The 26,065-nt window shown below is 42.3% G+C and carries 28 protein-coding genes; 27 read left to right on the top strand and 1 reads right to left on the bottom strand.

The window, feature by feature from the left end; translation table 11 throughout:
• The first annotated feature begins 4 nt into the window (after window positions 1-4).
• From MOJ78_RS12305 to MOJ78_RS12265, 9 genes are all read left to right on the top strand, one after another.
• The gene (locus MOJ78_RS12305) at window positions 5-1,267 is read left to right on the top strand and encodes a tetratricopeptide repeat protein (protein WP_304977637.1); all 1,263 of its coding nucleotides are present in this window, start codon (window positions 5-7) and stop codon (window positions 1,265-1,267) included.
• Between the two features lie 138 nt (window positions 1,268-1,405).
• Window positions 1,406-1,942, top strand: coding sequence for a ReoY family proteolytic degradation factor (locus MOJ78_RS12300; RefSeq protein ID WP_304977636.1), 537 nt, complete (start codon window positions 1,406-1,408; stop codon window positions 1,940-1,942).
• A 268-nt stretch (window positions 1,943-2,210) separates the two neighbouring features.
• Window positions 2,211-2,681 carry a YpiF family protein gene (locus MOJ78_RS12295; protein WP_304977635.1) on the top strand — a complete coding sequence of 157 codons (471 nt, stop codon included), beginning with the start codon at window positions 2,211-2,213 and terminating at the stop codon, window positions 2,679-2,681.
• 132 nt (window positions 2,682-2,813) lie between these two features.
• A complete protein-coding gene (locus MOJ78_RS12290; protein ID WP_304977634.1) occupies window positions 2,814-3,311 on the top strand; it encodes a Rieske (2Fe-2S) protein in 498 nt (165 codons plus the stop codon).
• A gap of 15 nt (window positions 3,312-3,326) precedes the next feature.
• Window positions 3,327-4,001, top strand: coding sequence for a menaquinol-cytochrome c reductase cytochrome b subunit (qcrB, locus tag MOJ78_RS12285; protein ID WP_304977633.1), 675 nt, complete (start codon window positions 3,327-3,329; stop codon window positions 3,999-4,001).
• 30 nt (window positions 4,002-4,031) lie between these two features.
• Window positions 4,032-4,793, top strand: a complete 762-nt coding sequence (locus tag MOJ78_RS12280) for a menaquinol-cytochrome c reductase cytochrome b/c subunit (RefSeq protein WP_304977632.1) — start codon at window positions 4,032-4,034, stop codon at window positions 4,791-4,793.
• A gap of 169 nt (window positions 4,794-4,962) precedes the next feature.
• On the top strand, window positions 4,963-5,547 hold the full coding sequence (locus MOJ78_RS12275; RefSeq protein ID WP_304977631.1) for a lipoprotein heptaprenylglyceryl N-acetyltransferase LhaT: 585 nt from the start codon (window positions 4,963-4,965) through the stop codon (window positions 5,545-5,547).
• Window positions 5,548-5,691: 144 nt separating this feature from the next.
• The gene (ypjB, locus tag MOJ78_RS12270) at window positions 5,692-6,504 is read left to right on the top strand and encodes a sporulation protein YpjB (RefSeq protein WP_304977630.1); all 813 of its coding nucleotides are present in this window, start codon (window positions 5,692-5,694) and stop codon (window positions 6,502-6,504) included.
• A 67-nt stretch (window positions 6,505-6,571) separates the two neighbouring features.
• Window positions 6,572-7,246, top strand: coding sequence for a zinc metallopeptidase (locus MOJ78_RS12265; protein WP_304977629.1), 675 nt, complete (start codon window positions 6,572-6,574; stop codon window positions 7,244-7,246).
• 541 nt (window positions 7,247-7,787) lie between these two features.
• On the opposite strand, the gene MOJ78_RS12260 is transcribed toward MOJ78_RS12265, so the two are convergent.
• Window positions 7,788-8,660, bottom strand: coding sequence for a YitT family protein (locus MOJ78_RS12260; RefSeq protein WP_304977628.1), 873 nt, complete (start codon window positions 8,658-8,660; stop codon window positions 7,788-7,790).
• Between the two features lie 134 nt (window positions 8,661-8,794).
• Here MOJ78_RS12260 and MOJ78_RS12255 point away from each other — a divergent pair, with 134 nt between their 5' ends.
• The 18 genes from MOJ78_RS12255 to nth all read left to right on the top strand — a co-directional run bounded on the left by MOJ78_RS12255 (window position 8,795) and on the right by nth (window position 25,985).
• The gene (locus MOJ78_RS12255) at window positions 8,795-9,124 is read left to right on the top strand and encodes a nucleotide pyrophosphohydrolase (RefSeq protein WP_304977627.1); all 330 of its coding nucleotides are present in this window, start codon (window positions 8,795-8,797) and stop codon (window positions 9,122-9,124) included.
• Window positions 9,125-9,127: 3 nt separating this feature from the next.
• Entirely contained in the window at window positions 9,128-9,934 is an 807-nt protein-coding gene (gene dapB, locus MOJ78_RS12250; protein WP_304977626.1) for a 4-hydroxy-tetrahydrodipicolinate reductase, read from the top strand.
• Between the two features lie 8 nt (window positions 9,935-9,942).
• On the top strand, window positions 9,943-10,359 hold the full coding sequence (gene mgsA / locus MOJ78_RS12245) for a methylglyoxal synthase (protein WP_304977625.1): 417 nt from the start codon (window positions 9,943-9,945) through the stop codon (window positions 10,357-10,359).
• Window positions 10,356-11,063, top strand: a complete 708-nt coding sequence (gene bshB1 / locus MOJ78_RS12240; protein WP_304977624.1) for a bacillithiol biosynthesis deacetylase BshB1 — start codon at window positions 10,356-10,358, stop codon at window positions 11,061-11,063. The genes mgsA and bshB1 overlap by 4 nt, the downstream gene beginning before the upstream one ends.
• Window positions 11,060-12,211, top strand: coding sequence for an N-acetyl-alpha-D-glucosaminyl L-malate synthase BshA (bshA, locus tag MOJ78_RS12235; RefSeq protein WP_304977622.1), 1,152 nt, complete (start codon window positions 11,060-11,062; stop codon window positions 12,209-12,211). Before bshB1 ends, bshA begins: the two co-directional genes overlap by 4 nt.
• 12 nt (window positions 12,212-12,223) lie before the next feature.
• Window positions 12,224-13,420, top strand: a complete 1,197-nt coding sequence (locus MOJ78_RS12230; protein ID WP_304977621.1) for a CCA tRNA nucleotidyltransferase — start codon at window positions 12,224-12,226, stop codon at window positions 13,418-13,420.
• Entirely contained in the window at window positions 13,393-14,382 is a 990-nt protein-coding gene (locus tag MOJ78_RS12225; RefSeq protein WP_304977620.1) for a biotin--[acetyl-CoA-carboxylase] ligase, read from the top strand. Before MOJ78_RS12230 ends, MOJ78_RS12225 begins: the two co-directional genes overlap by 28 nt.
• Window positions 14,383-14,624: 242 nt before the next feature.
• On the top strand, window positions 14,625-15,455 hold the full coding sequence (gene panB / locus MOJ78_RS12220; RefSeq protein WP_304977619.1) for a 3-methyl-2-oxobutanoate hydroxymethyltransferase: 831 nt from the start codon (window positions 14,625-14,627) through the stop codon (window positions 15,453-15,455).
• Between the two features lies 1 nt (window position 15,456).
• A complete protein-coding gene (panC, locus tag MOJ78_RS12215; RefSeq protein ID WP_304977618.1) occupies window positions 15,457-16,314 on the top strand; it encodes a pantoate--beta-alanine ligase in 858 nt (285 codons plus the stop codon).
• 22 nt (window positions 16,315-16,336) lie between these two features.
• Window positions 16,337-16,720, top strand: coding sequence for an aspartate 1-decarboxylase (gene panD / locus MOJ78_RS12210; RefSeq protein WP_304977617.1), 384 nt, complete (start codon window positions 16,337-16,339; stop codon window positions 16,718-16,720).
• Between the two features lie 335 nt (window positions 16,721-17,055).
• On the top strand, window positions 17,056-19,851 hold the full coding sequence (gene dinG / locus MOJ78_RS12205; protein ID WP_304977616.1) for an ATP-dependent DNA helicase DinG: 2,796 nt from the start codon (window positions 17,056-17,058) through the stop codon (window positions 19,849-19,851).
• A 54-nt stretch (window positions 19,852-19,905) separates the two neighbouring features.
• Entirely contained in the window at window positions 19,906-20,811 is a 906-nt protein-coding gene (locus MOJ78_RS12200) for a ComEC/Rec2 family competence protein (RefSeq protein WP_304977615.1), read from the top strand.
• Between the two features lie 264 nt (window positions 20,812-21,075).
• A complete protein-coding gene (locus MOJ78_RS12195) occupies window positions 21,076-21,246 on the top strand; it encodes a YpmA family protein (RefSeq protein ID WP_304977614.1) in 171 nt (56 codons plus the stop codon).
• 9 nt (window positions 21,247-21,255) lie between these two features.
• Entirely contained in the window at window positions 21,256-21,756 is a 501-nt protein-coding gene (locus tag MOJ78_RS12190; protein ID WP_304977613.1) for a hypothetical protein, read from the top strand.
• Window positions 21,757-21,808: 52 nt separating this feature from the next.
• A complete protein-coding gene (locus MOJ78_RS12185) occupies window positions 21,809-22,993 on the top strand; it encodes a pyridoxal phosphate-dependent aminotransferase (protein ID WP_304977612.1) in 1,185 nt (394 codons plus the stop codon).
• A 106-nt stretch (window positions 22,994-23,099) separates the two neighbouring features.
• A complete protein-coding gene (gene asnS / locus MOJ78_RS12180) occupies window positions 23,100-24,392 on the top strand; it encodes an asparagine--tRNA ligase (RefSeq protein ID WP_304977611.1) in 1,293 nt (430 codons plus the stop codon).
• Between the two features lie 136 nt (window positions 24,393-24,528).
• Window positions 24,529-25,233, top strand: coding sequence for a DnaD domain-containing protein (locus MOJ78_RS12175; RefSeq protein ID WP_304977610.1), 705 nt, complete (start codon window positions 24,529-24,531; stop codon window positions 25,231-25,233).
• A gap of 92 nt (window positions 25,234-25,325) precedes the next feature.
• Entirely contained in the window at window positions 25,326-25,985 is a 660-nt protein-coding gene (nth, locus tag MOJ78_RS12170; RefSeq protein WP_304977609.1) for an endonuclease III, read from the top strand.
• Window positions 25,986-26,065 lie beyond the last annotated feature (80 nt).

The raw sequence follows: 26,065 nt of genomic DNA, 5'->3' as shown, positions 1-26,065 counted from the left end.
CATTATGCCGACGTTGCAGACTGCGATCGAAGCAATCGATCAGGGAGAAATCAAAGAGGGTTTAGCACTTTTAAAACAACTAAGGGATAAAAGTGATCACGAGACCCTTCTTGAGATCGCCCAATTATATTATGAGCTTGGATTTATAGAAGAAGCGATTGATGTAACGGAAGAATTAATCGCATTTTATCCAGATGTCAATGAACTAAAGGTTTTTGCGGCGGAACTGAATGTTGAAGTTGATCGTGAGGAAGAGGCATTGGACTTACTTTCTACGATTCATTCAGAGGATGCAGAGTATTTACAGGCAATGCTGTTATCAGCCGACTTATATGAAAGACAAGGTCTCGCTGAAGTAGCGGAGCAAAAACTTCTTGAAGCCAAACGCCATGCACCAAATGAACCGGTAGTCAGTTTCGGCCTAGGAGAATTCTATCTCTTCCAAGGCAACTTTCACCGAGGTGTTTTATATTATCAGGAATTGTATGAACAGGGCATCAAGGAGATGAACGGGATTTCAGTCTTATTGAGGTTAGCTGAATCCTTATCAGGTTCGGGTGCATTTGAAGAAGCACTTCGCTTTTACGAGGAAGGCATTAATGAAGAAACGAATCCTGATGCTTGGTTCGGGTATGGATTAACCGCAACCAGGGTCGAAGAATACCAGAAAGCAATTAATGCATTTAACCGCCTGAAGGATTTGGACCCTCAATACACGACCCTTTATCCGTTATTAGCAAAAGCGTATGAGGAAGAAGGAGCTAATAAAGAAGCAGTAGAAACTTATTTAGAAGGTATCCGGCTAGATGAATTCAACGAAGACTTATACTTGCAAGCTGGACGACTGGCGCTTCGTATGAACGATTTTGAAAAAGGCGAAGAATTATTAAAACATACATTGTCCATCAACCCTGCAAATTCAGATGCATGTCTTGCTATTATGACATTTTATGCGACAGAAGAGCGATATGAGGAACTGATCGATCTCGGAATAGAGGTCGAACGATACGGCGACATTGACCATGAATCCAATTGGAGGATAGCACAAGCGTACCGAGAACTTGAAAACGATGAAATCGCAATAAAACGATATGAGACTGCATATAATGGACTTAACGATAGGGTCGAATTTTTGGAGGACTATGGAACATATATGTTAGAAATAGGTCAACGAAACGAAGCAATCGCATTATATAAACGAGCACTCGATATCGATCCAAGTTTGACACAGCTTGAAGATGAAATAATGAGACTAAACGATGAGTAATTTTTTTCTGAAAAAGAAGGAATTGAACACATGCAAATCGAACATAGTAAGTAATTATCGATCTCTCTGTAATTGAGAGAAGTTATGGGTGTAGGATTGTAAGATCTCGTACGACATGGGAATGATGGAGGGATTGCAATGGGCAGCACCGTTTCCGTCCTGGAAAAAAAGGACTTTTTAAAATGGTTCTTAAACCACTACCAGCTGAAGAAGCGCGAATGTGTATGGTTGTTGAATTATTTGGTTAGCGATGAGGCTTTAATGGAAAACGTTCATTTTGTTGAAAATGCCGAATATTGTCCGAAAGCGATCATCATGTCAACCAATTGTGTGGATGGGGTCCCTTTCCGGTTCTATAAGCAAAATATTTTAACAACTGATGCAGAAAAATCGTTCCATGATATTCGCTTAAACCAAGAAGAAGATGTTTTTATAGAATTGAAGTTCAAAGGATCTTATCGTACTCCTCAGTACGCAGCAGTGCTTGAAGAAAATCCGCATATACCTGAAAACATGGTACCTGATAAAAAATACGGACTTTGGGCAGAAATGATTCTGGACCAATCCTTCAGTCATTTCAGAAAAAAGTCACTTCAAACACAGATTGATGATGCACTTGACAGTAAAGATTATGAATCATTTGCAAAATTGACTGAGGAATTGAATAAGCTATGATTGATCGCGGTAAATAAGACAATCAGCATTTTAATGCAGCACTACTTAAAACTTAATGAAATAGAACGCATCTGAAAGGCCTGTGTGGAGATGATGTTTTCTCTACCAGGTCTTTTAAATTTTTCAGTATATAAAACTTTTCAAGCTATAGTTATGCAGTGAGGCGAGAATATGAATATGTCAACGATTTTTCTGAATGGTTTCAAAATCGGTGGATGGAGTGGTAAACTGAATACGTACTTATATGCAATAAAGGGTGTGATTAATTATGAAGTGGCGTTCAGAGGATATTGATCTTTATTTACAATCGGAAGAGTATGTTGATACAGCAATTGTCCCCTTGATCCCTATATCCATGGGAAAACAAATGAAGCACACAGTTTTAAAAGGTGAATTTCCGCTTATCGTAACAGACGAATTGGAGCGGCAATTAAAAGGCCGGGTCATTTTATTCCCCCCGATTACTTATCTGTCAAAAGAGTCGGATGATAGTGTCTTAAGTAGAATGATAGGCTTAAGGGATGAACTTATCGAGCAGGGAATTCCATACATAACATTTGTGACCTCCGATGCCCGCTGGAGTGGAGTGGACGAGCTTAATCCGGACTTGATCAACATCCCACCAGTACCTCTTGAACATATGGAGGATGAATATAAACGGGATGTAATTGGTGAACAGGTGAAGCATCTTCTTCAAATTGTCACAAAAAAGTGGCAAAACACGAAACTCGGCGAATAGATTAGTGGAAATGGATAATCATAATATTGACGATGGTAATAAGTTACGCTATCATGTTAATGTCCTAGTAATGTATGTGTAATAAATGAATTGTCCGGTTGGACTTAGTCTACTGCATAAGGGGGGAAACCAATGGCCAAAAAAGATGAAGTTTCCAGACGACAATTTTTGAACTATACCTTAACCGGAGTCGGTGGATTTATGGCTGCAGGCATGCTCCTGCCGATGGTACGGTTTGCAATTGACCCTGTTATGAAACAGGGTGCAGCACAGGATATGGTGCCTGTTGTCGAAGTTAATAAGCTTACTGAAAAACCACAAAGGTTTACGTTTAAAATTGATCAAAAAGATGGTTGGTATGAATCTGAAGTTACAAAGGCAGCGTGGGTGTTTAAAGAAAAAGGTGGAGAGATCGTAGCACTATCACCTATTTGTAAGCACTTAGGCTGTACAGTGGACTGGGCAGCCGATCCATCTCATCCAAATCAATTTTATTGCCCTTGTCATGGCGGACGTTACGAAAAAAACGGTACGAATATAAAGGGCACGCCACCGTTAGCACCGCTTGATGTTTATAAGACAAAGGTGCAGGATGGCAAACTTTATTTAGGTGCAGCAGTACCACAGTAGAAAGGGGCGTAATCGATGTTACAAAAAATGTATGACTGGGTAGATGAACGTCTTGATATTACGCCTATGTGGCGAGACATAGCAGACCATGAAGTGCCCGAGCACGTCAATCCTGCTCACCATTTCTCAGCGTTCGTTTACTGTTTTGGTGGATTAACGTTTTTCATAACGGTAATCCAAATCCTTTCCGGAATGTTCCTATCGATGTACTATGTTCCGGATATCATTAATGCGTATGAATCCGTTTATTATTTACAAAATGAAGTCGCGTTTGGGGTAATTGTCCGTGGAATGCACCACTGGGGCGCGAGTCTAGTTATCGTAATGATGTTTCTACATACTTTACGTGTCTTCTTCCAAGGTGCATATAAAAAGCCTCGTGAATTGAACTGGGTTGTCGGGGTTATGATCTTCGGCGTCATGCTCGGACTCGGTTTTACAGGATACTTGCTTCCGTGGGATATGAAAGCACTATTTGCAACGAAGGTAGGGCTTGAAATCGCACAGACGGTTCCAGTCATTGGGCCTATGCTTAAAACATTGCTTGCAGGAGACGCAACAATTATCGGCGCACAAACATTAACGCGATTCTTTGCGATCCATGTATTCTTCTTGCCTGGTGCCCTTCTCGGTCTGATGGGAGCGCACTTTATCATGATTCGAAAGCAAGGAATTTCTGGACCACTGTAAAAGATGCGATAGGATAAAGGAGGTAGAAAGATGCATCGTGGCAAAGGTATGAAGTTTGTCGGGGATTCACGAATTCCTGCAGAACGTAAACCGAACATTCCGAAGGACTACTCCGAGTATCCGGGGAAAACGGAAGCGTTTTGGCCAAACTTCCTTTTAAAAGAGTGGATGGTCGGATCCGTATTCTTGATTGGCTATCTCATCCTGACAGTCGTTCACGAATCTCCGCTCGAACGGAAAGCAGACCCGACGGATGCGAGCTATATCCCATTACCCGACTGGTATTTCTTATTCTTATACCAATTATTAAAGTATAAATATGCAGCAGGGGATTATACATTGATCGGTACGATGGTCATGCCCGGACTTGCATTCGGTGCATTGCTGTTAGCACCATGGCTGGATCGCGGTCCTGAACGTAGACCTGCGAAGCGACCGATTGCAACAGGCTTGATGTTATTGGCATTAGCTTCGGTCATTTACTTAACTTGGGAATCAGTTGTAAATCACGACTGGGAAAAGGCTGAACAACAAGGTAAGATCGTTGAGGTTGAAATTGATAAATCTGCACCTGGGTATGCGGTTTATCAAGAACAAACCTGTATTGGCTGTCATGGTGGAAACCTGGCAGGTGCCAGTGGTCCTTCCTTGATCGGTACCGGTTTAACACCTGAAGAAATCGGAAACATTGCGAAAAACGGTACAGGAAACATGCCGCCAGGAGTTTTTAAAGGGACTCCGGAGGAATTGAAGCAATTAACCGAGTTCATTGCAGGACTCGAAAAGAAATAACAGTGTTGAAAGAGGTTGACTCATAAAATCGGAGTCAACCTCTTTCTCTATGAAAAGTGAGGATGTTCACAAAAGTCCGGAGGCTCACGGGATGTGAGTCAGTTCGCCGTAGTCACAGTTCGTGAATCTTCCTTTTTTGAACCCATTTTTATTTATGAAGGAGAATCGAATGATCAACTTACAAATGATTTTAGGCAATCGTTCCTTCCTTTGGATGCTATTGATCATCAACATCTTCGGAACGATCTACGGGTATTATTGGTATGCGGATCAGTTGGCTGTGACGCCTTGGTATTTTCTGCCCTTTGTCCCCGATAGCCCAACGGCTAGTTTGTTTTTCGTATTTGTCCTTATCGCTTTCTTAAAGGGGAAAAGCTGGCCATTGATGGAGGCGCTTGCTGCCATTACTTTATTTAAATATGGAATCTGGGCAGTCGGAATGAATTTTGCAGGGGGATACGTGAGTGGTTCATTGTCATGGGTCAATTACATGCTGATCTTTTCTCATTTCGGTATGGCAATAGAGGGGCTTCTTTATCATAAATTTTATACGATCAAACGCTGGCACATTTTCGTTGTAGCCATATGGGTATTTCATAATGAAATCATCGATTATGTGTACGGGGAAATGCCAACTTATTCGGTGCTCAATGCATATACCGATCAGGTCGCTTATTTAACCTTTTGGCTAAGCGTTTGTTCCGTAGCACTTGTCTATTTCCTAACGATTCGAATGAAGCCAAAAACGTCATAATTTCGTAATGACGTTCTACTCTTGTCCCAGTCCTCATAGTATGGAGTATATCTTGTACGAATAGCATGTATTACCTTCGCCTAAGATGGGCGGTACATGCGCTGTATAAGACTCCAAGTTTTCTAAAAGGGAGGGACAAGTTTTATGAGGGCGGTAATGATCCTATTAATCATTGTCTTGTTCGTTCAGTTTCCTAGTATGGCGTGGGCCGATCAAGCAGAAAGCAACCCGTGGAAGAAGCTGAGTGATTTATCTTATAAAGCACTTCAGCTTACGAAGGCTGAAAAGTACAAGGAAGCAAAGGACATGCTAACGTACTTTGAGGATGAGTACCTTGGACTACAGGGCGATGAGCAAAAACTTACAATGCACAACCTTCGCGTTTTTTCGACAAGCTTTGACGAGTCTTTGAAACTGTTGACGAGTGCCTCAGCATCACATGAAGAACGAGTGGATGCAATAACAGAGTTCCACCTTCTCGTTGATGCCGTCTATTCTCAGCACCAGCCTCTTTGGAAAACAACCCGGAACCAAATTATGGTTCCGCTTGAACATATGCGCAAGGCTGCAGTCAACCATGAAATCCAATCCTTTTACGTTTACTTCAACCAGTTTCTTTCTCAATATGAGAAAATCCATCCGGCATTAAGCGTTGATTTACCTCAGGACGTTTTGGGTAAGTTGGATTCGTATATTACTTATCTTGATGAAAATCGATCGTTAATCGTTACAACTGATCATCAGCTTCAGCAGATCAGTGCGATAAAATCCGGTCTTGAAGATGCGTTTAATTCAACAGAGAGGGATGAATCAGATCCTTCAATCGTCTGGTTAATCATTACGATTGGCGGAGTGATCATTTCTACATTAATTTACGTAGGATGGAGAAAATACAAGGGTGAGAAGCGGGAAGTCCGTACCATTTCGAAGGAAAAGGAATACAATCGGTTTCGTTGACAGAATCCGTTGAAGTGACTATCATTGCCCTCAAAATACGACGGTTTTATTTTTGGAGGAATGCAACATGTTCTTACTCTATTTTTTCTTACTGATAGCGATCCCGTTATGGGCACAGTTCCGAGTGAAAAGAACGTACTCGAAATACTCGAAGGTTCCATCTTCACTTGGCATGTCCGGGGCAGAGGTTGCTCGTAAGATTTTGAACGACAACGGTCTTTTCGATGTTGATGTCGAGCCGGTTCGAGGAAAATTAAGTGATCACTACCATCCACGTAAAAAGGTTGTGCGTTTATCTGAGGACAACTTTTACGGCCATTCTATAGCAGGAACAGCGGTTGCGGCTCACGAAGTCGGCCATGCGCTTCAAGATGCGAAGGAATACACTCCATTACGATTTAGACATGCGTTAGTTCCGGTTGCTTCGATAGGCTCAAATCTTTCGTACTTTTTGATTTTTATCGGAATCATAATGGGCGCAGCAAACCTGATCTTACCTGGTATCCTCCTGATGGCAGGAGCAGTTTTGTTTCAGCTCGTTACTTTACCGGTCGAATTCAATGCAAGTAGCCGGGCGATGGATCAGGTCGTTGCGCTTGGTTTGATACGTAATGATGAGGAGAGACAAGCAAAGAAAGTACTGAACGCAGCAGCATTAACCTATGTCGCTAGTGCTCTTGTAGCATTACTGGAGCTCGCGCGATTTGTACTGATCTTCGTGGGCATGAATTCAGACGATTAAGCATAAACCTTCATCTAGAATAAAATACGGTATGACGTTTACCAAAGTCATGCAACGGACTGTCGAGAACACCTCGGCAGTTTTGTTTATGTCGAAAAAAGCATAAACGTTCTCAAAAACAGCCGAAATCACGACATAAGGAACGGGTAGTGCGTAATCGGACATGGATTTTACAGTTATTAGGAAAACACGCAACGAATAGAGCGTAATCGGACATGGATTTTACAGTTATTAGGAAAACACGCACCGAATAGAGCGTAATCGGACATGGATTTTACAGTTATTAGGAAAACACGCACCGAATAGAGCGTAATCGGACATGGATTTTACAGTTATTAGGAAAACACACACCGAATAGAGCGTTAATCGGACATGGATTTTACAGTTATTAGGAAAACACACACCGAATAGAGCGTAATCGGACATGAAGCTAACAGAATCTAAGAAAAATACTAATGAAAAAGCTTGCATCAGCCACAACATGAGATTCGTTTAGGGGATGACTTTCTAAAAAGCGATCACCCTAAACAAGAATCTACTTTCAATCATGCAACGGATTTTTATTCTCGTCTAATGTAAATCCTTCACCGAGGACATCATGGACATCATTTACTGCCACAAACGCATGTGGATCAATCTGTTGTATCATATTTCGCAAGCGGAAAATTTCATTACGAGCAATGACACAATAGAGTACTTCTTTCTGTTCACCGGTGAACGTTCCTTTTCCATTCAATACCGTTGCGCCTCGATCAAGTTCCTTGATGATCCGGTTGGCGATTTCAGCATTATGCTCTGAAATGATCATTGCAGCTTTGGCCGCATAAGCACCATCTTGAATAAAGTCGATGACGCGTGTTCCGACAAAGACAGCAACGAGTGTATACATGGCCTCTTTATAGTTCAAATAGGTAATCATTGCAAAGGTGATAACGAAGGCATCGAATAAAAACATTGTTTTACCGATGCTCCAGCCGATATACTTGTGAGCCAGCCTTGCAATGATGTCGACGCCACCAGTAGTCCCTCCATACCGAAAAATGATGCCAAGCCCGATCCCGATAAACACCCCTGCAAAAAGTGCAGCAAGTGTCAGATCATCGTGAAGAGGGATAGAAAGCTGAAATTGATACTGGAAGAGCCATAGGAAAAACGATACCCCTACAGTACCGATGATCGTATAAATAAATGTATTTCTGCCTAGTAACCGCCAGCCTAGAAAAAACAATGGAATGTTTAAAACGAGGTTTGAAATGGCGGGATCGATCCCAAATAGATTGAACAGTATGAGCGTAATCCCGGTAAATCCACCTTCTGCAAGGTTGTTTTCGATATTAAAGTGGATGATTCCAAAACCAAAGATCGCTGAACCAAGTAAAATAAACAGGACGTTTTTCAATTTTATTTTTGGCATGAACGACCCTCCTTCTTGATGTATGATATGTACGTTCATTTTGCTACCTCATCAAACTTATCCGTGTCTTTAATATTTGTCAAACCGAATAGATTTAGCTAACATGAATAATAGAAAGAAGCGAGGTGTATGACATGGAACGGACAATGAAAGACATGCAGAAAGAGGTAGACGATCATATCAGTCAGTTTAAGGAAGGGTATTTCAGCCCACTAGCGATGATGGCTCGTATGACGGAAGAACTCGGTGAGCTTGCAAGAGAAGTCAACCATCACTATGGAGAAAAGCCGAAAAAGAGCACAGAGGATGAAAGCTCCATGGAAGCGGAACTCGGGGATCTTCTGTTCGTCATCATTTGTTTTGCAAACTCTTTACATATAGATTTAGATGAAGCGCTAGAACTTGTCATGAAGAAATTCAATACTCGTGATAAAGATAGATGGACGCGGATTGAGGAGGAATAAAAGATGGACAATAGAAAAATTCGTATCATCATAGCAGGACCACGAGGGAAAATGGGAATGGAAGCCGTAAAAATGGTTACAGCTACCGATCATTTCGATTTAAAAGCGGTTGTCGATACAAAAAATGCTGGTAAGGCACTTCAAGACATTGATGGACAACCTGCATTGAATATCCCAGTATATGAGGATCTAGCCATCTGTATCCATGATACGGGTGCAGATGTACTTATTGATCTTACAAAACCGGAATCAGGGAAAAAGCATCTTGAAATCGCGCTCGAAAATGGAATCCGTCCAGTAATCGGGACGACAGGTTTCTCGGATGAGGAAATCGGAACTTACAGCCGGATTGCTGAAGAGAAGGGTCTTGGTGCGGTTATAGCACCAAACTTTGCTGTTGGTGCCATTTTGATGATGAAATTTGCCCGTATGGCTGCGAAGTTCATGCCAGATATCGAAATCATTGAACAGCATCACGATCAAAAGCTAGATGCACCTTCAGGGACAGCGATGAAAACGGCACAGATGATCCAGGATGTCCGAGAACCGATGAAACAGGGTCACCCGAATGAGAAAGAAGATTTAGAAGGGGCCCGTGGCGGAGATTATGAAGGAATCCGCATCCATAGTGTACGGCTTCCAGGTCTTGTTGCTCATCAGGAGGTACTGATGGGTGCGACTGGGCAAACATTGACGATCCGACATGACACAATCGATCGCAGTGCATTCATGCCAGGTGTAAAGATGGCTGTAGAGTCTGTAATGAAGCTTGACCTTCTCGTTTACGGGTTGGAAAACTTGATGGAGTAGGTGAATACATGAATATTGCACTAATCGCTCACGATAAGAAGAAGCAGGATATGATTAATTTTACCGTCGCCTATCGCCCGGTCTTAAAGGAGCATTCCCTATATGCAACGGGTACGACAGGATTGAAAATTGAAGAAGCAACAGGATTGAGTGTATTCAGGTTTCAGTCCGGTCCCCTCGGTGGCGACCAGCAGATTGGAGCTATGATCGCTGATAACAAAATGGACCTTATCATTTTTTTTAAAGATCCACTCACTGCCCAGCCACATGAACCGGATATTGCAGCACTTATCCGCCTTTGTGATGTATACCAAATTCCATTAGCGTCAAACATGGCGAGTGCCGAACTGTTTATCCATGCACTTGAACGCGGAGATTTCCAGTGGAGGCATGTCGTTCGCAGTAAGGGAGAAGATCTGAAGTGAACCGACTCGATCTACTTGCATTCGGTGCTCATCCTGATGATGTCGAAATCGGAATGTCCGGTACAATCATCCAACATACTAAAAAAGGCTATAAAGCTGGGATTTGTGATCTGACGCTAGCTGAACTTTCGTCAAACGGAAGCGTTGAACGACGACAACAGGAGGCAAAAGAAGCCTCGGAACAATTAGGATTACATACGCGTATCAACCTTGAATTACCTGACAGGGGTTTACAATTCAATGAAATGTTTATCAGTAAAATTGTTCGGGTGATCCGCACGTATCAGCCTAAGATCATTTTCCTCCCATATCCGGAAGATCGACATCCTGATCATGGTAATTGTACCAAGCTTGTTGAAGAAGCGGTCTTCTCAGCTGGGATCCGCCGTTTTCAATCCGAAAATGATCTAGCTCCACATAAAGTCGATCACGTTTACTATTATTTTATCAATGGCTATGACCATCCTCAGGTTGCCGTTGATATTACGAATGAAATGAAGGCAAAGATCAACTGCCTCCGTGCCTATAAAAGTCAATTCGTATCCTCAGAAGGTGGGATTGAAACACCATTGAACAATGGTTACCTTGAAGCTGTGGAAGCGAGAGATACCCTTTTCGGAAAGGAAACTGGGGTCCAATATGCTGAAGGATTTATTACAAAAAGGCCGATATTGGTCGACACATTGATTGGAGCTGCACGATGAAAAAGTTGAAAATCGGAATTACTTGTTATCCAACAGTTGGCGGGTCGGGAGTAGTGGCAACAGAGCTCGGAAAAATGCTCGCTAAAGAGGGGCATGACGTCCACTTTATTTCATCAAGCATTCCGTTCCGTCTCGAAAAATTTTACTCGAATATTCATTTCCATGAGGTTGAAGTGAATCAATATTCTGTTTTCCGGTACCCGCCGTATGACTTAACACTCGCGAGTAAAATGGCAGAGATCGCAAAGAGGGAGGAACTTGATCTTCTTCACGTCCATTATGCCGTTCCTCATGCGATTTGTGCGTACCTCGCCAAACAAATGGTTGGGGATCATTTGAAGATCGTGACAACCTTACACGGTACCGACATTACAGTCCTTGGTAATGATCCTAGCTTGAGTGACCTGATTCGGTTCGGGATCGAGCAGTCCGATACAGTAACAGCTGTTTCAGAAAGCCTAATTAAAGAAACGAACGAGCTATTAGGATCGTTGAGAAAAATTCACTGCGTATATAATTTCGTAGATGAACAGGTTTACAAAAGGAAACCGACTTCAGGATTGAGAAATGAGTACGATATCGGGCCTGACGAGAAGGTTCTTATCCATGTTTCCAATTTCAGAACCGTTAAACGTGTACCAGATGTAATTAAGACATTCTATAATATTCGTTCAAAAATGCCAGCAAAGCTCCTGCTGATCGGGGATGGACCTGAATTGACGGTTGCGTGCCGGTTAACAACTGAGCTTGGGATCGAAGAAGATGTTCTCTTTCTCGGAAAACAGGAAAATATTGCAGACTTGTTCGCAATCAGTGACCTTAAGCTCCTTTTGTCGGAAAAAGAAAGCTTTGGACTTGTTTTACTTGAAGCGATGGCATGCGGTGTTCCAGTGATCGGCACGAATGTAGGAGGGATCCCAGAGGTTGTCGAGGACGGTAAAACAGGTTTTATTTGCGATGTCGGGAATGTGGAGCAAATAACCAAAAAAGCACTCGACATTTTGGAGGATCCGAAATTGCATAGCCAAATGTCGGAGAATGCAATCCACCATGTTCACAACCATTTTCATTCAAGAAAGATTTTACAGGATTACTTGGAGATCTATTCAAAAACACTTCAAATGAAATCTGTTACTACTTCCTTGTAAAGAAGGTGCGGGATGTCTATTGAAAATGCAATCCAACTTATTAAACAACTACACAATCATGGGTATGAAGCGTATATTGTAGGTGGTTTTGTCAGGGACAAGCTTCTCGGACGTAGTCTCGGTGACATTGATATTGCTACATCAGCATCCCCAGAGGAAGTACAACGAATTTTCAACAAAACAATTCCTGTCGGTATCGTGCACGGTACGGTCATCGTCCGCTGGAAAAAACAATCCTATGAAGTTACGACATTTCGGTCAGATGGAGAATATTCCGATTACCGACATCCGACTGAAGTCCATTTTCATGATTCGATCGAACAAGACCTTGCTAGAAGGGATTTTACGATGAATGCAATGGCACAGGAAATTAACGGTTCGATCCTAGATCCATTCGGCGGAAAAAAAGATATTGAGGAAAGGCTGATTCGAGCCGTCGGGGTATCTGCTGAACGGTTTCAAGAGGACCCTCTTCGTATGATGCGGGCAATTCGTTTCGTAAGTTTACTTGGTTTTCAGATTGAAGAAAGAACGAAACAGGCACTGATTGAACAAGCATTCCTACTTGAAAAAGTGTCGACCGAACGGATCCGAGACGAATTTGAGAAACTGCTTTTAGGAGACTACTGTCAAAAAGCGATGCAACTGCTCTGGAAATCGAACGTATATCAGTTTTTTCCAGGAGGAAGCTTCAATCAACTACATGAATGTATTGAGAAGGACTGGAGCAAGCTTGCTAGTATTGAAGAGCGTTGGGCTGCAACCGCTTTATGTTTAAAAATCGAACATGTGAAGCCTTGGCTGAAAGCTTGGAAGCTTCCTAATCAAAAATTGAACCATGTCATCACGTATATCAATTTAGTTAAAACTGCCGATGATATCCGATCCGATTGGAATTTATACATCTATGGTTGGGAAGCAATAGAAGCGGTTTTCAGACTCCGTGTGTTTTTCGGAATCGTACATACAAAAGAAATCGATCGGCACGATTTAACAGATCGATATAAGCGTTTACCGATACATGATCGAAATGATTTAGCTGTAAATGGAAATAGTCTTCAAAGCATGTTTCAAAGAAAGCCTGGTCCATGGATCGGAAAAGTGATGAGCGAAATTGAACGCAATGTAGTTGAAGGCCGGTTAACGAATGAACTCCCGGCCATTAAGGAGTGGATACAACAATGGGATCGTCGACAAGAGAACAATTGATAGGCTTGCTGTCAGGGTCTGAGGAATTTGTGTCTGGACAAAGATTAAGTGATGAATTAGGTTGTTCAAGAACAGCAATTTGGAAGCATATTGAAGAGCTTCGAAAGGGTGGCTATGTTGTTGAAGCCGTCCAAAAAAAGGGGTACCGAATCCAACAACGTCCGAATAACCTTCATCCAGGTGAAATAAAAAGCAATTTGAAAACGGAAAAATTAGGACAAAACGTGCACTATGAAGAACAGGTCACTTCAACACAGGAAATCGCGCATCGACTTGCAATGGAGGGTGCACCTGAAGGAACCATCGCAATCGCTGAACAACAAACGACAGGCAGAGGTCGTTTAGGAAGACCTTGGCATTCCCCAAAGGGCAGCGGAATTTGGATGAGTATTATTTTAAAACCGAACATTCCGCCCCAGCAAGCACCGCAGTTAACGCTATTGGCAGCAGTCAGTGTCGTGCAGGGAATACAGAAGTCCACGGGACTGAAGCCACAAATCAAATGGCCGAACGACATTCTGATTGATGGTAAAAAAATCGTAGGGATTCTTACTGAGCTGCAAGCAGAAGCAGACCGGGTCAATTCAGTGATCATGGGAATCGGGATCAATGTCAATACACCAGAAGACTCTTTTCCGGAGGAACTCGCGTCCATCGCCACATCTTTAAAGGTTGAAAATGGGGGTTCTGACATTGACCGCTCAGAGCTTGTCCGTTCGATTTTAGAGGAGATGGAAAAGCTGTATACCCTTTACCTTGAACATGGTTTTGCGCCGATCAAGCTATTATGGGAAGGATCAGCAGCAAGTCTTGGAAAGCATGTAAGAGTGAAAACGCTTTCTGGGGAACTGACAGGAAAGGCTCAAGGAATCACTGATGAAGGTGTGCTGCTTATTGAGGATCAAGCAGGTGAAGTCCATCAAGTATATTCAGCCGATATCGAACTTTCCCAAAATAAATAAACATCTGTTATAATGACGATGAGGTGGTATCGATGATCGAACTGCACTCAAAGGTTACGCACTAAAACTCAAAATCAATCTGCCTTGATCCGTAAACGAAGGACATGGACAGAGGGATAAAAGTCAGCCGTCCTTCTTTCTGTCTGAAAGAAGGTTTTTTTATGGTTTTGTACTTACCATAAGATTCAAAACCATAAACAGCTGCTTTCATCTTCCTCTGATTAAAAAAAGGAGGAACTTTTATGAAACAAACGAGCGATTTTCGTAAAATGAAAGAAAAAAAGGAATCAATCGTCATGCTGACAAGCTACGACTACCCATCTGCAAAACTTGCAGAAGATGCAGGGGTGGATATGCTTCTGGTAGGAGACTCCCTTGGAATGGTCGTACTTGGGTATGATTCGACGATTCCTGTCACAATGGATGATATGGTACATCATACGAAAGCAGTAAAAAGAGGAGCACAAAATACATTCGTCGTAACAGACATGCCGTTCATGTCCTATCACACGACTGTTTCCGATACGCTCTCCAATGCTGCACGAATTATGCAGGAAGCAGGTGCTGATGCTGTTAAAGTTGAAGGAGCTGGTGAGGTGATCACTAGCATCGAACGGCTTACACAAGCCGGAGTGCCAGTCGTTGCCCACCTTGGTCTCACACCTCAATCTGTAGCTGTTCTCGGAGGTTATAAAGTTCAAGGGAAAGATGCAAGGGCGGCTGAACAACTGATTGAGGACGCAAAAGCGGTTGAACGTGCTGGGGCGTTTGCAATCGTTCTCGAATGTGTTCCCCGTCAGCTAGGAGAGGTAGTCAGTCATGCTCTATCCATTCCAACAATCGGAATCGGTGCAGGGGTTGGCACGGACGGACAAGTTCTCGTCTATCATGACCTGATCGGGTACGGTAAACACCACGTACCAAAGTTTGTAAAGCAATATACGAATGTGGCCACTGATATTGACCAGGCCATTAAAGGCTATGTGGACGATGTTCGAGAACGACGGTTTCCTGAAGAAAAACATACATTTACTATGAAAGAAGAAGTACTTTCATCATTATATGGAGGATAGTATGATCGTAATAAAGCACATTGACAATATGCAACAGTACATCAAAGAAAGAAAACATCGAGACATTACAATCGGCTTTGTACCAACAATGGGCTATCTTCATAAAGGACATGCTTCGCTTTTGGAAAAGGCAAGGGAAGAGTGTGATTACGTAATCGCCAGTATTTTTGTAAATCCGCTTCAGTTCGGGCCGAATGAAGACTATGACCAGTATCCGAGAGATTTCGAGCGAGATAAGGCTCTTGTCAACACTTATGGTGTCGATGCGATATTCGTTCCAAACAAGGATGAAATGTATCCGACAGAGTCAGGTTGTCAATTAACCGTAATGAGACGCACTGACGTATTATGCGGAAAAAAGAGACCTGGACATTTTGATGGAGTCGTGACCGTCTTAACGAAGCTTTTTCATATTATCCAGCCTGATCGAGTGTATTTTGGTCAGAAGGATGCACAGCAGGTTGCAATCGTACATGACCTGATCGAGGCTTTTAATTTTCCGATAGAACTCGTTGCCTGTCCAACTGTTCGAGAGGAAGACGGACTTGCTAAAAGCTCCCGTAATGTAAACCTGTCAGATGCGGAACGTAAGGATGCACCACGATTGTATGATCAGCTTTTAACAGCTCGGAAGGCTGTATTGACTGGCGAGTCGGTAGAAAGCGTAAAAAAGAAATTGGTGTATAGCCTTGAAGGCATCGAACATGGCCATCTCGATTATGCGGAAATATTAAGCTATCCTGAGCTTAAGCCGATCGAGTCGCTCGATCAAACGATAATTATCGCGATTGCGTACCAATTTGAAAAAGCAAGGCTGATTGACAATATTATCATTAAAAAATCGGAAATTGACTTATAAAGATACAGGAGGAGAGATCACCATGTTTCGCACCATGTTAAAAGGGAAAATTCATAGAGCAAAAGTAACAGAAGCGAACTTAAACTACGTAGGAAGTATAACGATTGATGAGGACATTCTTGATGCGGCCGATATGTACCCGAACGAAAAAGTACAGATCGTGAACAATAATAATGGTGAGCGATTTGAAACGTACATTATTCCGGGTGAACGGGGAAGCGGTACGATTTGCTTAAATGGTGCAGCAGCACGACTCGTACAAGAGGGAGATATCGTCATCATCCTGAATTACGCAATGATGACAGAGGAAGATGCCCGTAAACATCAACCATCGATCCTTCTTATGGATGAAAACAACAGGATCACTGAACGCCTTTCTTATGAAACGGCTGGGACAGTTTTATAAGGTTGATCAAAAAAAGTGCATGATGGACCTGAAAAGGTGATCTGCACTTTTTTGCACGTTAAGAAAGTATAAAAATACTTTCTATAGTATAAGCGTAACTAGGGCGATCGGCCTACGCTAAGGCTTGGCGCTTGCCAAGTTTTCTTTATTTGAAATTTTCAACTTCGCACATTTTATTCAACGAGAGCACTTCTATTTTTAAATCTGCAAATTACTCAGATACAGTTTCTCGTTTCTACATTGCAGAATCAGTTGTTGAAGCGTAAAATGTAAAAGGAGTATTAGAAGCAGAACACGTGTTTTAATCGCTTTATGCGGTTAATAGAGGTGAAAATATGAGTGAACGTTACGTAGTTATAGATTTAGAAACAACCGGTCATTCTCCGAAAAATGGTGACCGTGTCATACAGATCGGGCTCGTCGTCGTTGAAAATCGGACCATCGTCGAGCGGTTTTCGTCCTTTGTAAATCCTAACTCGCCGATTCCCGCTTTCATAACTTCGCTGACAGGAATTGATCAGAGCGAAGTTGAAGATGCCCCTTTATTTGAGGAAATTGCCCCAAAGCTGCTCCAAATGATGGACGGGGCTTATTTGGTCGCACATAATATTTCGTTCGATCTTCCTTTTTTAAATGCAGAACTGGTGAATGCAGGCTATTTTGAGTGGAGAGGGACAGCACTCGATACAGTAGAGCTTACGAGAATTTTAATGCCGAATCTTGATTCATATAAGTTATCGCAGCTATCCGAACTTCTTTCACTCAGCCACGAAAATCCTCACCAGGCTGATAGTGATGCAGAAGCAACAGGACATCTTTTCATCCAATTATTAGATCGTCTTGATACGTTGGCACTATTGACTCTGCAACGATTGCACCCGTTATTGGTCGGACTCAAAAGTGACTTTGCCGATATCGTTCAGGACAAGATTCAGGTTAAGATGGGACTGCTTGAGGATGAGGTGGAGGGACTTGATATTTACCGCCAGCTTGTCCTTCAACAAATGAAGGAGTCTGAGTCGGTCACGGATATGGATGATTCAATCGGCGACTACAATTCTGTTTTGGCACAGCTTGCGGAATCGATGCCGAATTATGAAAAGCGGGATGGCCAGGAAGCGATGATGAAGGCTGTTGACGAAGCCCTCTCCAATGGAGAGCACGCCTTGATCGAGGCAGGGACCGGTATCGGTAAATCCCTCGGTTACTTAATTCCTGGACTTCTTCATGCGAGACAAACAGGCCGTCCATTTGTCGTGAGCACCCATACGATTCAATTGCAAGAACAACTGTTAGACCGCGATATCCCACTTTTGCAAAAGCTCGTTCCGTTTGACTTTGAAGCGACCGTTTTAAAAGGGCGAAACCATTATTTATGTTTACGGAAATTCGAGCAGCAATTAGAGCAGCTATATGAAAATAATCATGATGTACTGCTTGCGAAGGCGCAAATCCTCGTATGGTTGACAACAACAGACGAAGGAGATATTGAAGAATTGAATCTACCGTCTGGTGGCCAATTGTTTTGGCATCAGGTAAAAAGTGATTCGAATTCGTGTTTGAATCATAAATGCCCTTGGTTTTCCAGATGTTTTTATCATCGGTCAAAACGAAAAGCGATGGAGGCGGAAGTTGTCATCACGAACCACGCATTGCTGTTCACTGACCTTGTGAATGACCATGCACTCTTACCATCCTATAAAGAAGCAGTGATCGATGAGGCACACCACCTGGAGGATGTCGCCAGCGATTATTTCGGCATGAAGACGGATTACTTTTCGTTTCTTCGTCTGCTTGAACGGCTCGGTGCTGATGTACAATCACCGATGAGTCTTTGGGGGAAATTCGCTGAGATTCTCACGCAAAGCGAAATCCGATTTACGAAGAAGAGCATCACAGAGCCACTGAAGGAATTGAAATTTGAGATTGATCAGCTTTTCAGCATGATCAAATCGTATGTTGTCGGTAAAAACCGCTCTAAATCAGAGGTCGGTAAAATCAGCTATCGGTTTCAGTCAAATGAAGCAGATGCCTCATGGTACATTGAGATTAAAGAAGTTTTGGCAAGAGTACAGATGCATATCAATGATTTTTTGCGAACGTGTCAAAAGCTGATGAAGGAAGCACAGATGAAGGAAGAGCATTTAACTGTATCACAACGGGGTGTTCTCGTCGATTATACAGGACTTCTCAATCGTCTAGATGAAGAACGAAATGCCTTAGCACATATGATTCTTTCAACGAATGACGATGAAGTATGTTGGATTGAAACGGATGCTGGTGGAGCCCGCAATGCTGCTTCAATTTATAATCAGCCAATTGACATTTCCAAACGGCTTACAAAAGATTTTTTTGCGAAAAAACGAAGTATCATCCTTACTTCAGCTACATTGACGATTCGGAATCGGTTTGATTATGTTCGGAGTCGGCTTGGGATAGAGGAAGCACTGACACTCCAGCTACCTTCACCATTCGATTTTGAGAAACAAGCTAAAATCATGATTCCCACCGATTTACCGATGATCAAGGATGTCTCTACCGCTGACTATGCGGCTACTATTGCTGAATCGATCTATCAAATCGCACATATTACAGATGGTCGTATGCTCGTTCTCTTCACAAGCTATGACATGCTGAAAAAGACGTATTATCGGTTTAAAGACATAACCGAGCCTGAAGACTTTTCTTTAATTGGCCAAGGAATCGATAGCGGCAGCAGGGCAAGATTGACGAAAAACTTCAAGCAAATGGACCGAGCTGTTTTATTTGGCACGAGCAGTTTTTGGGAAGGGGTCGACATACCAGGTAACGATTTATCCTGTCTCGTTATCGTCCGTTTACCATTTACGCCTCCAGATAATCCTGTTATGGAAGCTCGTAGCGAACAAATTCGACAGGATGGAAAAAGCCCGTTCATGGAGCTTTCATTGCCACAAGCGATCATTCGTTTTAAACAAGGATTCGGAAGGCTTGTCAGGACTTCTTCAGACCATGGAGCTGTGTTTGTATTCGATCGCAGGATTGTTACAACAAAATATGGGAAAATGTTCATTGGTTCTCTACCGGATGTACCAGTCAAGCAAGATGATATGTACAGTCTCCTCGATGATTTGAAAGACTGGTTAGGTTAAGAACGGATAAGCCGCATACACTATAGAAAACACACGATGTCGGGGGGATCATTAGTGTATCGTAAGCCAGTGGTCTTGTTTGTTTTATTTCTGTTCATGATTACAATCAGCAGATTTCCGGATGAAATTGCTCCGGATCTTTTTATGGTCGAAAAAACCGGTGGAAATGTGATCAAAGATCTTGATTTGAATTTGAAATCAGGAGAAGTGGTGTTTTCCTTCCTTGAATTATCCAGCGGTGAATCGACGTTGATTCAAAATCATAAGGGACAGAATATACTTATCAATACGGGAAGCCTAAGTTCTAAAAGGCAATTTCGTCAACAATTGTCGATTTTCGGAGTCGAAAAGATTGATGCACTTATCTTTACGAACGTCGGGAAGCTTTATACCGGTAACTTGCCATGGCTCCTTAAGCATATGAAAGTTAAACAAATATATCTCGCAGAGCAATCCAGGGATCAATTTGTACAGCAATTCAGTGTAAACGACGAACAAGTGCTCCCGCTGAAACAAAATGATACGTTTACAGTATTCAATGGGTTAAAGATTGATGTTGCATACATTGAAGATCGGAAGGAGTTTCACGAAGGTGGATTGGCATTGGTTTTAAAGTATAAAAAGCACCAATTCTTATATATGGGAGTTGCAAGTAAAGAAGCAGATGAAGCGGTCATCTCGCAAGGGATCGGTGACACCGAATTGCTTAAGGTTGGCGGGTTTGGTCATTATTTTGGCACGAGTGAACACCTATTGAACCACATAGATTCAGAAATAGCGGTCATTTTTAAAAAAGAAGGTTATAATGTGAGTGATGACGTCTCTAGACGTTTGCAGGAGCATTGGACTGAAATCTTATTACCGTTTAAACAAGGGATCGTAATGGTCAAATGCAATGATTCCGAATATAAAATCACAACTGTACCACTGATAGCACCCGATTTGGCGCTGCAATCTTGAGATTTTTCATGAACCTGTTGAAAAAATCCACCCTATCATTGAAAATAAACTGGGTAGGAATAAAAAACACTGACTCAGCCGATGAATAACAAACCAAGAATTGGAAAAGGTTTGTCTCATCGAATGAATCAGCGTATAGGTGTCAGGGAAGGAAAAGTTTTTTGCATTCAGTAGGAAACTGATTTGCTTTGTAACGTTAGTTTGTCCTGCAACGACCAACTTATGTTTGAAAAAAGAAGGAAGAATTATTGGGGAGTGGCAACAATGGAAAGTAAAATCGAAGTCCTTTCAACGGTCAAGGTAGAAAGATCAAAGGATTTATATAAAATAGTCGATGCGCTCAACCGAACTTTGAAGCATGAGGACTTGATGTTCGGACTCGCTCTTGATCAGGAAGATGACGAAATGATGGTTTTTACTATATACCGTACATAGGTGATATTGATGAAAAAGTGGATATATATACTCGCAACAATGTTCTTTGTCACTACTGGGATTGGAATTTCGTATTATTATTATGTAATCCAGGATCATCGAGAAGAGCAAAATAAGGCGATAGCTGCAGCAAAAAAAGAATATGGCTTTAACAATGTACAGGATATCGAACATTATTATGGCTCGTATGGCTCGTATCAAGTCATCCAAACGAACATCGACCAAGAAAAGATGTACGTGTTTGTACCCGTCAAAAAAGGTGAGGAGCGGACAATCAACGCAGACGAAGGCTGGAACAAGACAAAAGTGAAACAGTACGTTACAGAAGAGCTCCATCCAGAAAAGTTGATATCCATTCATCTTGGACTTGAAAAATATACGACATCTTCAAACTTCACCCCAGTTTGGGAAATTGTTTATAAAGAGGATGATGATACGTACACCTTTCATTATATCCGTTTTTCAGATGGTTCCTTATTCAAGGAATATCGCATGAATCAGACGTCCTAAACAGTGATGTTTTTTATCGAATTTAAAACAGTATGTATGGAGGAAAAAATCAATGAAGTTAGCAAATCGAGTTAAAGCACTGACACCATCAAGTACCTTGGCGATCACCGCAAAGGCCAACGCATTAAAAGCAGAAGGACATGACGTGATCGGTTTAGGTGCAGGTGAACCGGATTTCAATACACCTGAACACATTATTCAGCAAGCTGAAAAGGCGATGCACGAAGGATACACGAAGTACACGCCTTCCGGGGGCTTGATGCCGTTGAAACAAAGTATCATCCGGAAGTTTGAAGAGGATCAGCAGCTTTCGTACGAACCAGGGGAAGTCATAGTAACTACAGGCGCCAAGCATGCGTTGTATACGCTCTTTCAAGTATTATTGGATGAAGGTGACGAGGTTATTGTTCCGACACCATACTGGGTTAGTTACCCTGAACAAGTCAAGCTTGCAGGAGGCACACCCCTCCATGTTGAAGGTAAGGAAGAAAATGGGTTTAAGATAACACCGGAACAGCTTGCAGATAGCATTTCACCTCGGACGAAAGCAGTCATACTCAACTCGCCATCGAACCCGACTGGAGCGATCTACACGAAGGAAGAGCTACAGGCGCTTGGGGATATCTGTGTGCAGCATGATCTTTTAATCATTTCGGATGAGATTTATGAGAAGCTCGTCTATTTTGGTGAACAGCATATGTCCATCGCCCAGCTTTCTCCCAAACTAAAGGAGAGAACTATCATTATAAACGGTGTTTCGAAATCTCATTCGATGACCGGCTGGCGGATCGGATATGCGGCAGGGAACAGAGATGTAATCCAAGCGATGACGAATCTAGTTAGTCATAGTACATCCAATCCGACTTCAATCGCCCAATATGCAGCAATCGCAGCATATGATGGCTCACAAGAACCAGTCGCTGAAATGAATCAGGCTTTTGAACAGCGGTTAAATCATGTTTATGACTTGTTAGTAAAGATCCCTGGATTTAAATGTGAAAAGCCGAAGGGAGCCTTTTACCTATTTCCAAATGTAACAGAAGCGATTCGGTTGACAGGCTTTGAAAATGTCGACAAATGGGTCGAAGCACTGCTCGAGTATGAAAAAGTAGCCCTCGTACCAGGAAGCGGCTTCGGTGCACCGGATAATGTGAGACTATCCTATGCAACTTCGCTACCCATTCTTGAGGAAGCGTTGAAACGGATCAAAAGCTTTATGGAAAAGCACCGGAAATAAGCAAGTTAGGTTGTCTAATCAATTAAGTTTCATGTAAACTATAACAAGCAATGTTTATAATGTATGCGTTATAGAATGTGTATGGACAAGGTGGAGGGAGTTTAACGTGAAAACGACAATACAATTATTACGTGACCATATCGATAAAGAAGTAAGGATCGGCGCATGGCTTGCGAACAAGCGCTCAAGCGGGAAGATTGCTTTCCTGCAGCTACGGGATGGAACCGGGTTTGTTCAAGGTGTCGTTGTTAAAAGCGAAGTTGATGATAACGTGTGGGAGCAAGCAAAGTCAATCACACAGGAGACAAGCTTATATGTAACAGGCTCCGTAAAGAAGGATGATCGTTCGCCAACAGGTGTTGAGCTTGTTGTGACAGGAATTGAAGTACTCCATGAATCAACGGATTATCCAATTACTCCAAAAGAACACGGGACTGAATTCCTGATGGACAATCGTCATCTCTGGTTACGATCGAAAAGGCAGCATGCGATTATGAGAATTCGTAACGAAATCATCCGTGCTACATATGAATTTTTCAATAAAGAGGGGTTTGTTAAAATCGACCCGCCTATTCTGACTGGCAGCTCTGCAGAAGGAACGACAACATTGTTCAACACAAAATACTTTGATGAGGATGCCTACTTGTCACAAAGCGGCCAGCTTTATATGGAAGCTGCTGCAATGGCATTCGGACGAGTTTTCTCATTCGGTCCAACATTCCGAGCCGAAAAATCAAAAACACGCCGTCATTTGATTGAATTCTGGATGATTGAACCCGAGATGGCATTCGTTGAACATGATGAAAGCCTCGAAATCCAGGAGCAATATGTAACATATATGGTCAAATCTGTCATGGAAAACTGCTCGATCGAGCTGCAAACACTTGACCGTGATCTCGAAAAGCTCCAAAAGATCAAAGCGCCGTTTCCAAGGATTTCGTACGACGACGCAATTGAGCTGTTGAAGAAAAAAGGCTTTGATGATATCGAGTGGGGAGAGGATTTCGGAGCTCCGCATGAAACGGCAATCGCTGAAAGCTTCGACAAGCCAGTTTTTATTACGAATTATCCGAAGAACATTAAAGCATTCTATATGAAACCTGATCCGAACCGGGATGATGTCGTACTTTGTGCGGATCTGATCGCTCCGGAAGGCTATGGAGAAATCATCGGCGGTAGTCAGCGTATCGATGATTTAGAATTGATGAAACAACGTTATGAAGAACATGACCTTACGTCTGATGCTTATAAATGGTACTTGGAGCTTCGACAATATGGTAGCGTGCCGCACTCAGGGTTTGGACTAGGATTAGAACGGACGGTGGCATGGATTTCAGGTATCGAACACATCCGCGAATCCATTCCGTTCCCGCGCTTGTTAAATCGTCTGTATCCTTAAGGAAATTCAAAAGGTGAAACTGGATGGCTCCATCAAGGGGTCATCCTTTTCTTTTGCCGGCTGTTTTAAGAAGATATATGGATTTCCTCTCATTTCTAATCAATAGGTCTGTTATAATATGATTGAGGTGTAGTAAATGAAACGAGAAAGTTTTTTAAATTGGATACAAGCAGGTACGATCGCGATTCCGAACGTATTATTGATGAACTATCATCGACTAGGTGTTAAGGAAGATGAGATGATGGTTCTTTTACATATGCATTCATTCATTGAAAGTGGCAACTACTTTCCAACCCCTGAACAGATATCGTCTAGAATGACGATTTCTTCGCACCAATGTATGCAATTGTTAAGGACATGCATTCAGAAAGGCTTGCTGAAGATCGAGGAGCATCAAGATCCGGATCAGCAGATGTTTTCCGAAACGTATACACTCGAACCACTTTGGGACAAATTGATCCGTATAATAGAAGAACAACAAGTCGGTGCCGCAAAAGACAAACAAATAGAAGAAGAAACCCAAATTTACTCAATCGTGGAAAAAGAGTTCGGACGACCACTATCACCGATTGAATGCGAAACGTTGGCGATATGGATCGATCAAGATCACCATAAGGTTGAACTGATCATCGCAGCTTTGAAAGAAGCGGTTTTATCAGGAAAGTTGAACTTTCGCTATATCGATCGTATCTTATTTGAGTGGAAAAAGAATGGTATCCAGACTGTTGAGGACGCAAAGCAGTACGGGGAAAAGTTCCGCCGTCATCGCTATCAGCGCAAGGATACAAAAAGTGAGTCGAATACATCCGATTTTCCATATTATAATTGGCTTGAGCAATGATAGCGTCAGGTTACGACATGCGTCTTCTGCCTGCTTCTCGCAACTTGAGGAAATGTATGGAACTCAATTTTACGTAAAAAGGACGAGATATGATGTTGACGAAAAAACAAATCCGTGAAGTATTAGATACGATGGGAGAAATGTTTCCTGAGGCACACTGTGAGCTGAATCATTCCAACCCTTTTGAATTGACCATCGCCGTTTTGTTATCTGCTCAATGTACAGATGCCCTTGTCAATAAAGTAACGCCAGGATTGTTTGAAAAGTACAAAGCTCCAGAGGATTATTTAGCAGTTCCGTTAGAGGAGCTTCAAAATGATATCCGCTCAATAGGACTTTTTCGTAATAAAGGTAAAAACATTCGCAAGCTTTCTGAAATGGTAATCCACGAATATGGTGGTGATGTTCCAAGAACGAGGGACGAGCTCGTCAAGTTGCCAGGAGTTGGACGGAAAACGGCGAATGTAATCGTTTCAGTGGCATTTGGCGAACCGGCCATTGCCGTGGACACACATGTTGAACGGGTTTCAAAACGCCTTGCAATCTCTAAGTGGAAGGATAGTGTGCTTGAGGTAGAAAAAACACTGATGCGTAAAATCCCGAAGGAGGAATGGTCTGAAACCCACCATCGTCTTATCTTTTTCGGACGATATCATTGTAAGGCTCAGAACCCTCAATGTGATGCTTGTCCGCTCCTTTATCTTTGTCGTGAAGGACAGAAGCGGATGAGAAAAGTCAAGGTCACTGTTTGATTCTTGTCAGGTAAAAAAACAGCATATGGACAAGTAAAGAGAACATAGGATAGTAGCATGATGACGTTTTGAGGAGGTTC

This window comes from Alkalihalobacillus sp. AL-G (genome assembly GCF_030643805.1).
GTDB lineage: Bacteria > Bacillota > Bacilli > Bacillales > Fictibacillaceae > Pseudalkalibacillus.
Note: the sequence above shows the minus strand (reverse complement) of the source record. Positions and strands in the feature narration are given on the sequence as shown.

Coding starts and splice junctions, on each gene's coding strand:
- MOJ78_RS12305 (WP_304977637.1), top strand. CDS start 5: ATGCCGACGTTGCAGACTGCGATCGAAGCAATCGATCAGGGAGAAATC.
- MOJ78_RS12300 (WP_304977636.1), top strand. CDS start 1,406: ATGGGCAGCACCGTTTCCGTCCTGGAAAAAAAGGACTTTTTAAAATGG.
- MOJ78_RS12295 (WP_304977635.1), top strand. CDS start 2,211: ATGAAGTGGCGTTCAGAGGATATTGATCTTTATTTACAATCGGAAGAG.
- MOJ78_RS12290 (WP_304977634.1), top strand. CDS start 2,814: ATGGCCAAAAAAGATGAAGTTTCCAGACGACAATTTTTGAACTATACC.
- qcrB (WP_304977633.1), top strand. CDS start 3,327: ATGTTACAAAAAATGTATGACTGGGTAGATGAACGTCTTGATATTACG.
- MOJ78_RS12280 (WP_304977632.1), top strand. CDS start 4,032: ATGCATCGTGGCAAAGGTATGAAGTTTGTCGGGGATTCACGAATTCCT.
- MOJ78_RS12275 (WP_304977631.1), top strand. CDS start 4,963: ATGATCAACTTACAAATGATTTTAGGCAATCGTTCCTTCCTTTGGATG.
- ypjB (WP_304977630.1), top strand. CDS start 5,692: ATGAGGGCGGTAATGATCCTATTAATCATTGTCTTGTTCGTTCAGTTT.
- MOJ78_RS12265 (WP_304977629.1), top strand. CDS start 6,572: ATGTTCTTACTCTATTTTTTCTTACTGATAGCGATCCCGTTATGGGCA.
- MOJ78_RS12260 (WP_304977628.1), bottom strand. CDS start 8,660: ATGCCAAAAATAAAATTGAAAAACGTCCTGTTTATTTTACTTGGTTCA.
- MOJ78_RS12255 (WP_304977627.1), top strand. CDS start 8,795: ATGGAACGGACAATGAAAGACATGCAGAAAGAGGTAGACGATCATATC.
- dapB (WP_304977626.1), top strand. CDS start 9,128: ATGGACAATAGAAAAATTCGTATCATCATAGCAGGACCACGAGGGAAA.
- mgsA (WP_304977625.1), top strand. CDS start 9,943: ATGAATATTGCACTAATCGCTCACGATAAGAAGAAGCAGGATATGATT.
- bshA (WP_304977622.1), top strand. CDS start 11,060: ATGAAAAAGTTGAAAATCGGAATTACTTGTTATCCAACAGTTGGCGGG.
- MOJ78_RS12230 (WP_304977621.1), top strand. CDS start 12,224: ATGTCTATTGAAAATGCAATCCAACTTATTAAACAACTACACAATCAT.
- MOJ78_RS12225 (WP_304977620.1), top strand. CDS start 13,393: ATGGGATCGTCGACAAGAGAACAATTGATAGGCTTGCTGTCAGGGTCT.
- panB (WP_304977619.1), top strand. CDS start 14,625: ATGAAACAAACGAGCGATTTTCGTAAAATGAAAGAAAAAAAGGAATCA.
- panC (WP_304977618.1), top strand. CDS start 15,457: ATGATCGTAATAAAGCACATTGACAATATGCAACAGTACATCAAAGAA.
- panD (WP_304977617.1), top strand. CDS start 16,337: ATGTTTCGCACCATGTTAAAAGGGAAAATTCATAGAGCAAAAGTAACA.
- dinG (WP_304977616.1), top strand. CDS start 17,056: ATGAGTGAACGTTACGTAGTTATAGATTTAGAAACAACCGGTCATTCT.
- MOJ78_RS12195 (WP_304977614.1), top strand. CDS start 21,076: ATGGAAAGTAAAATCGAAGTCCTTTCAACGGTCAAGGTAGAAAGATCA.
- MOJ78_RS12190 (WP_304977613.1), top strand. CDS start 21,256: ATGAAAAAGTGGATATATATACTCGCAACAATGTTCTTTGTCACTACT.
- MOJ78_RS12185 (WP_304977612.1), top strand. CDS start 21,809: ATGAAGTTAGCAAATCGAGTTAAAGCACTGACACCATCAAGTACCTTG.
- MOJ78_RS12175 (WP_304977610.1), top strand. CDS start 24,529: ATGAAACGAGAAAGTTTTTTAAATTGGATACAAGCAGGTACGATCGCG.
- nth (WP_304977609.1), top strand. CDS start 25,326: ATGTTGACGAAAAAACAAATCCGTGAAGTATTAGATACGATGGGAGAA.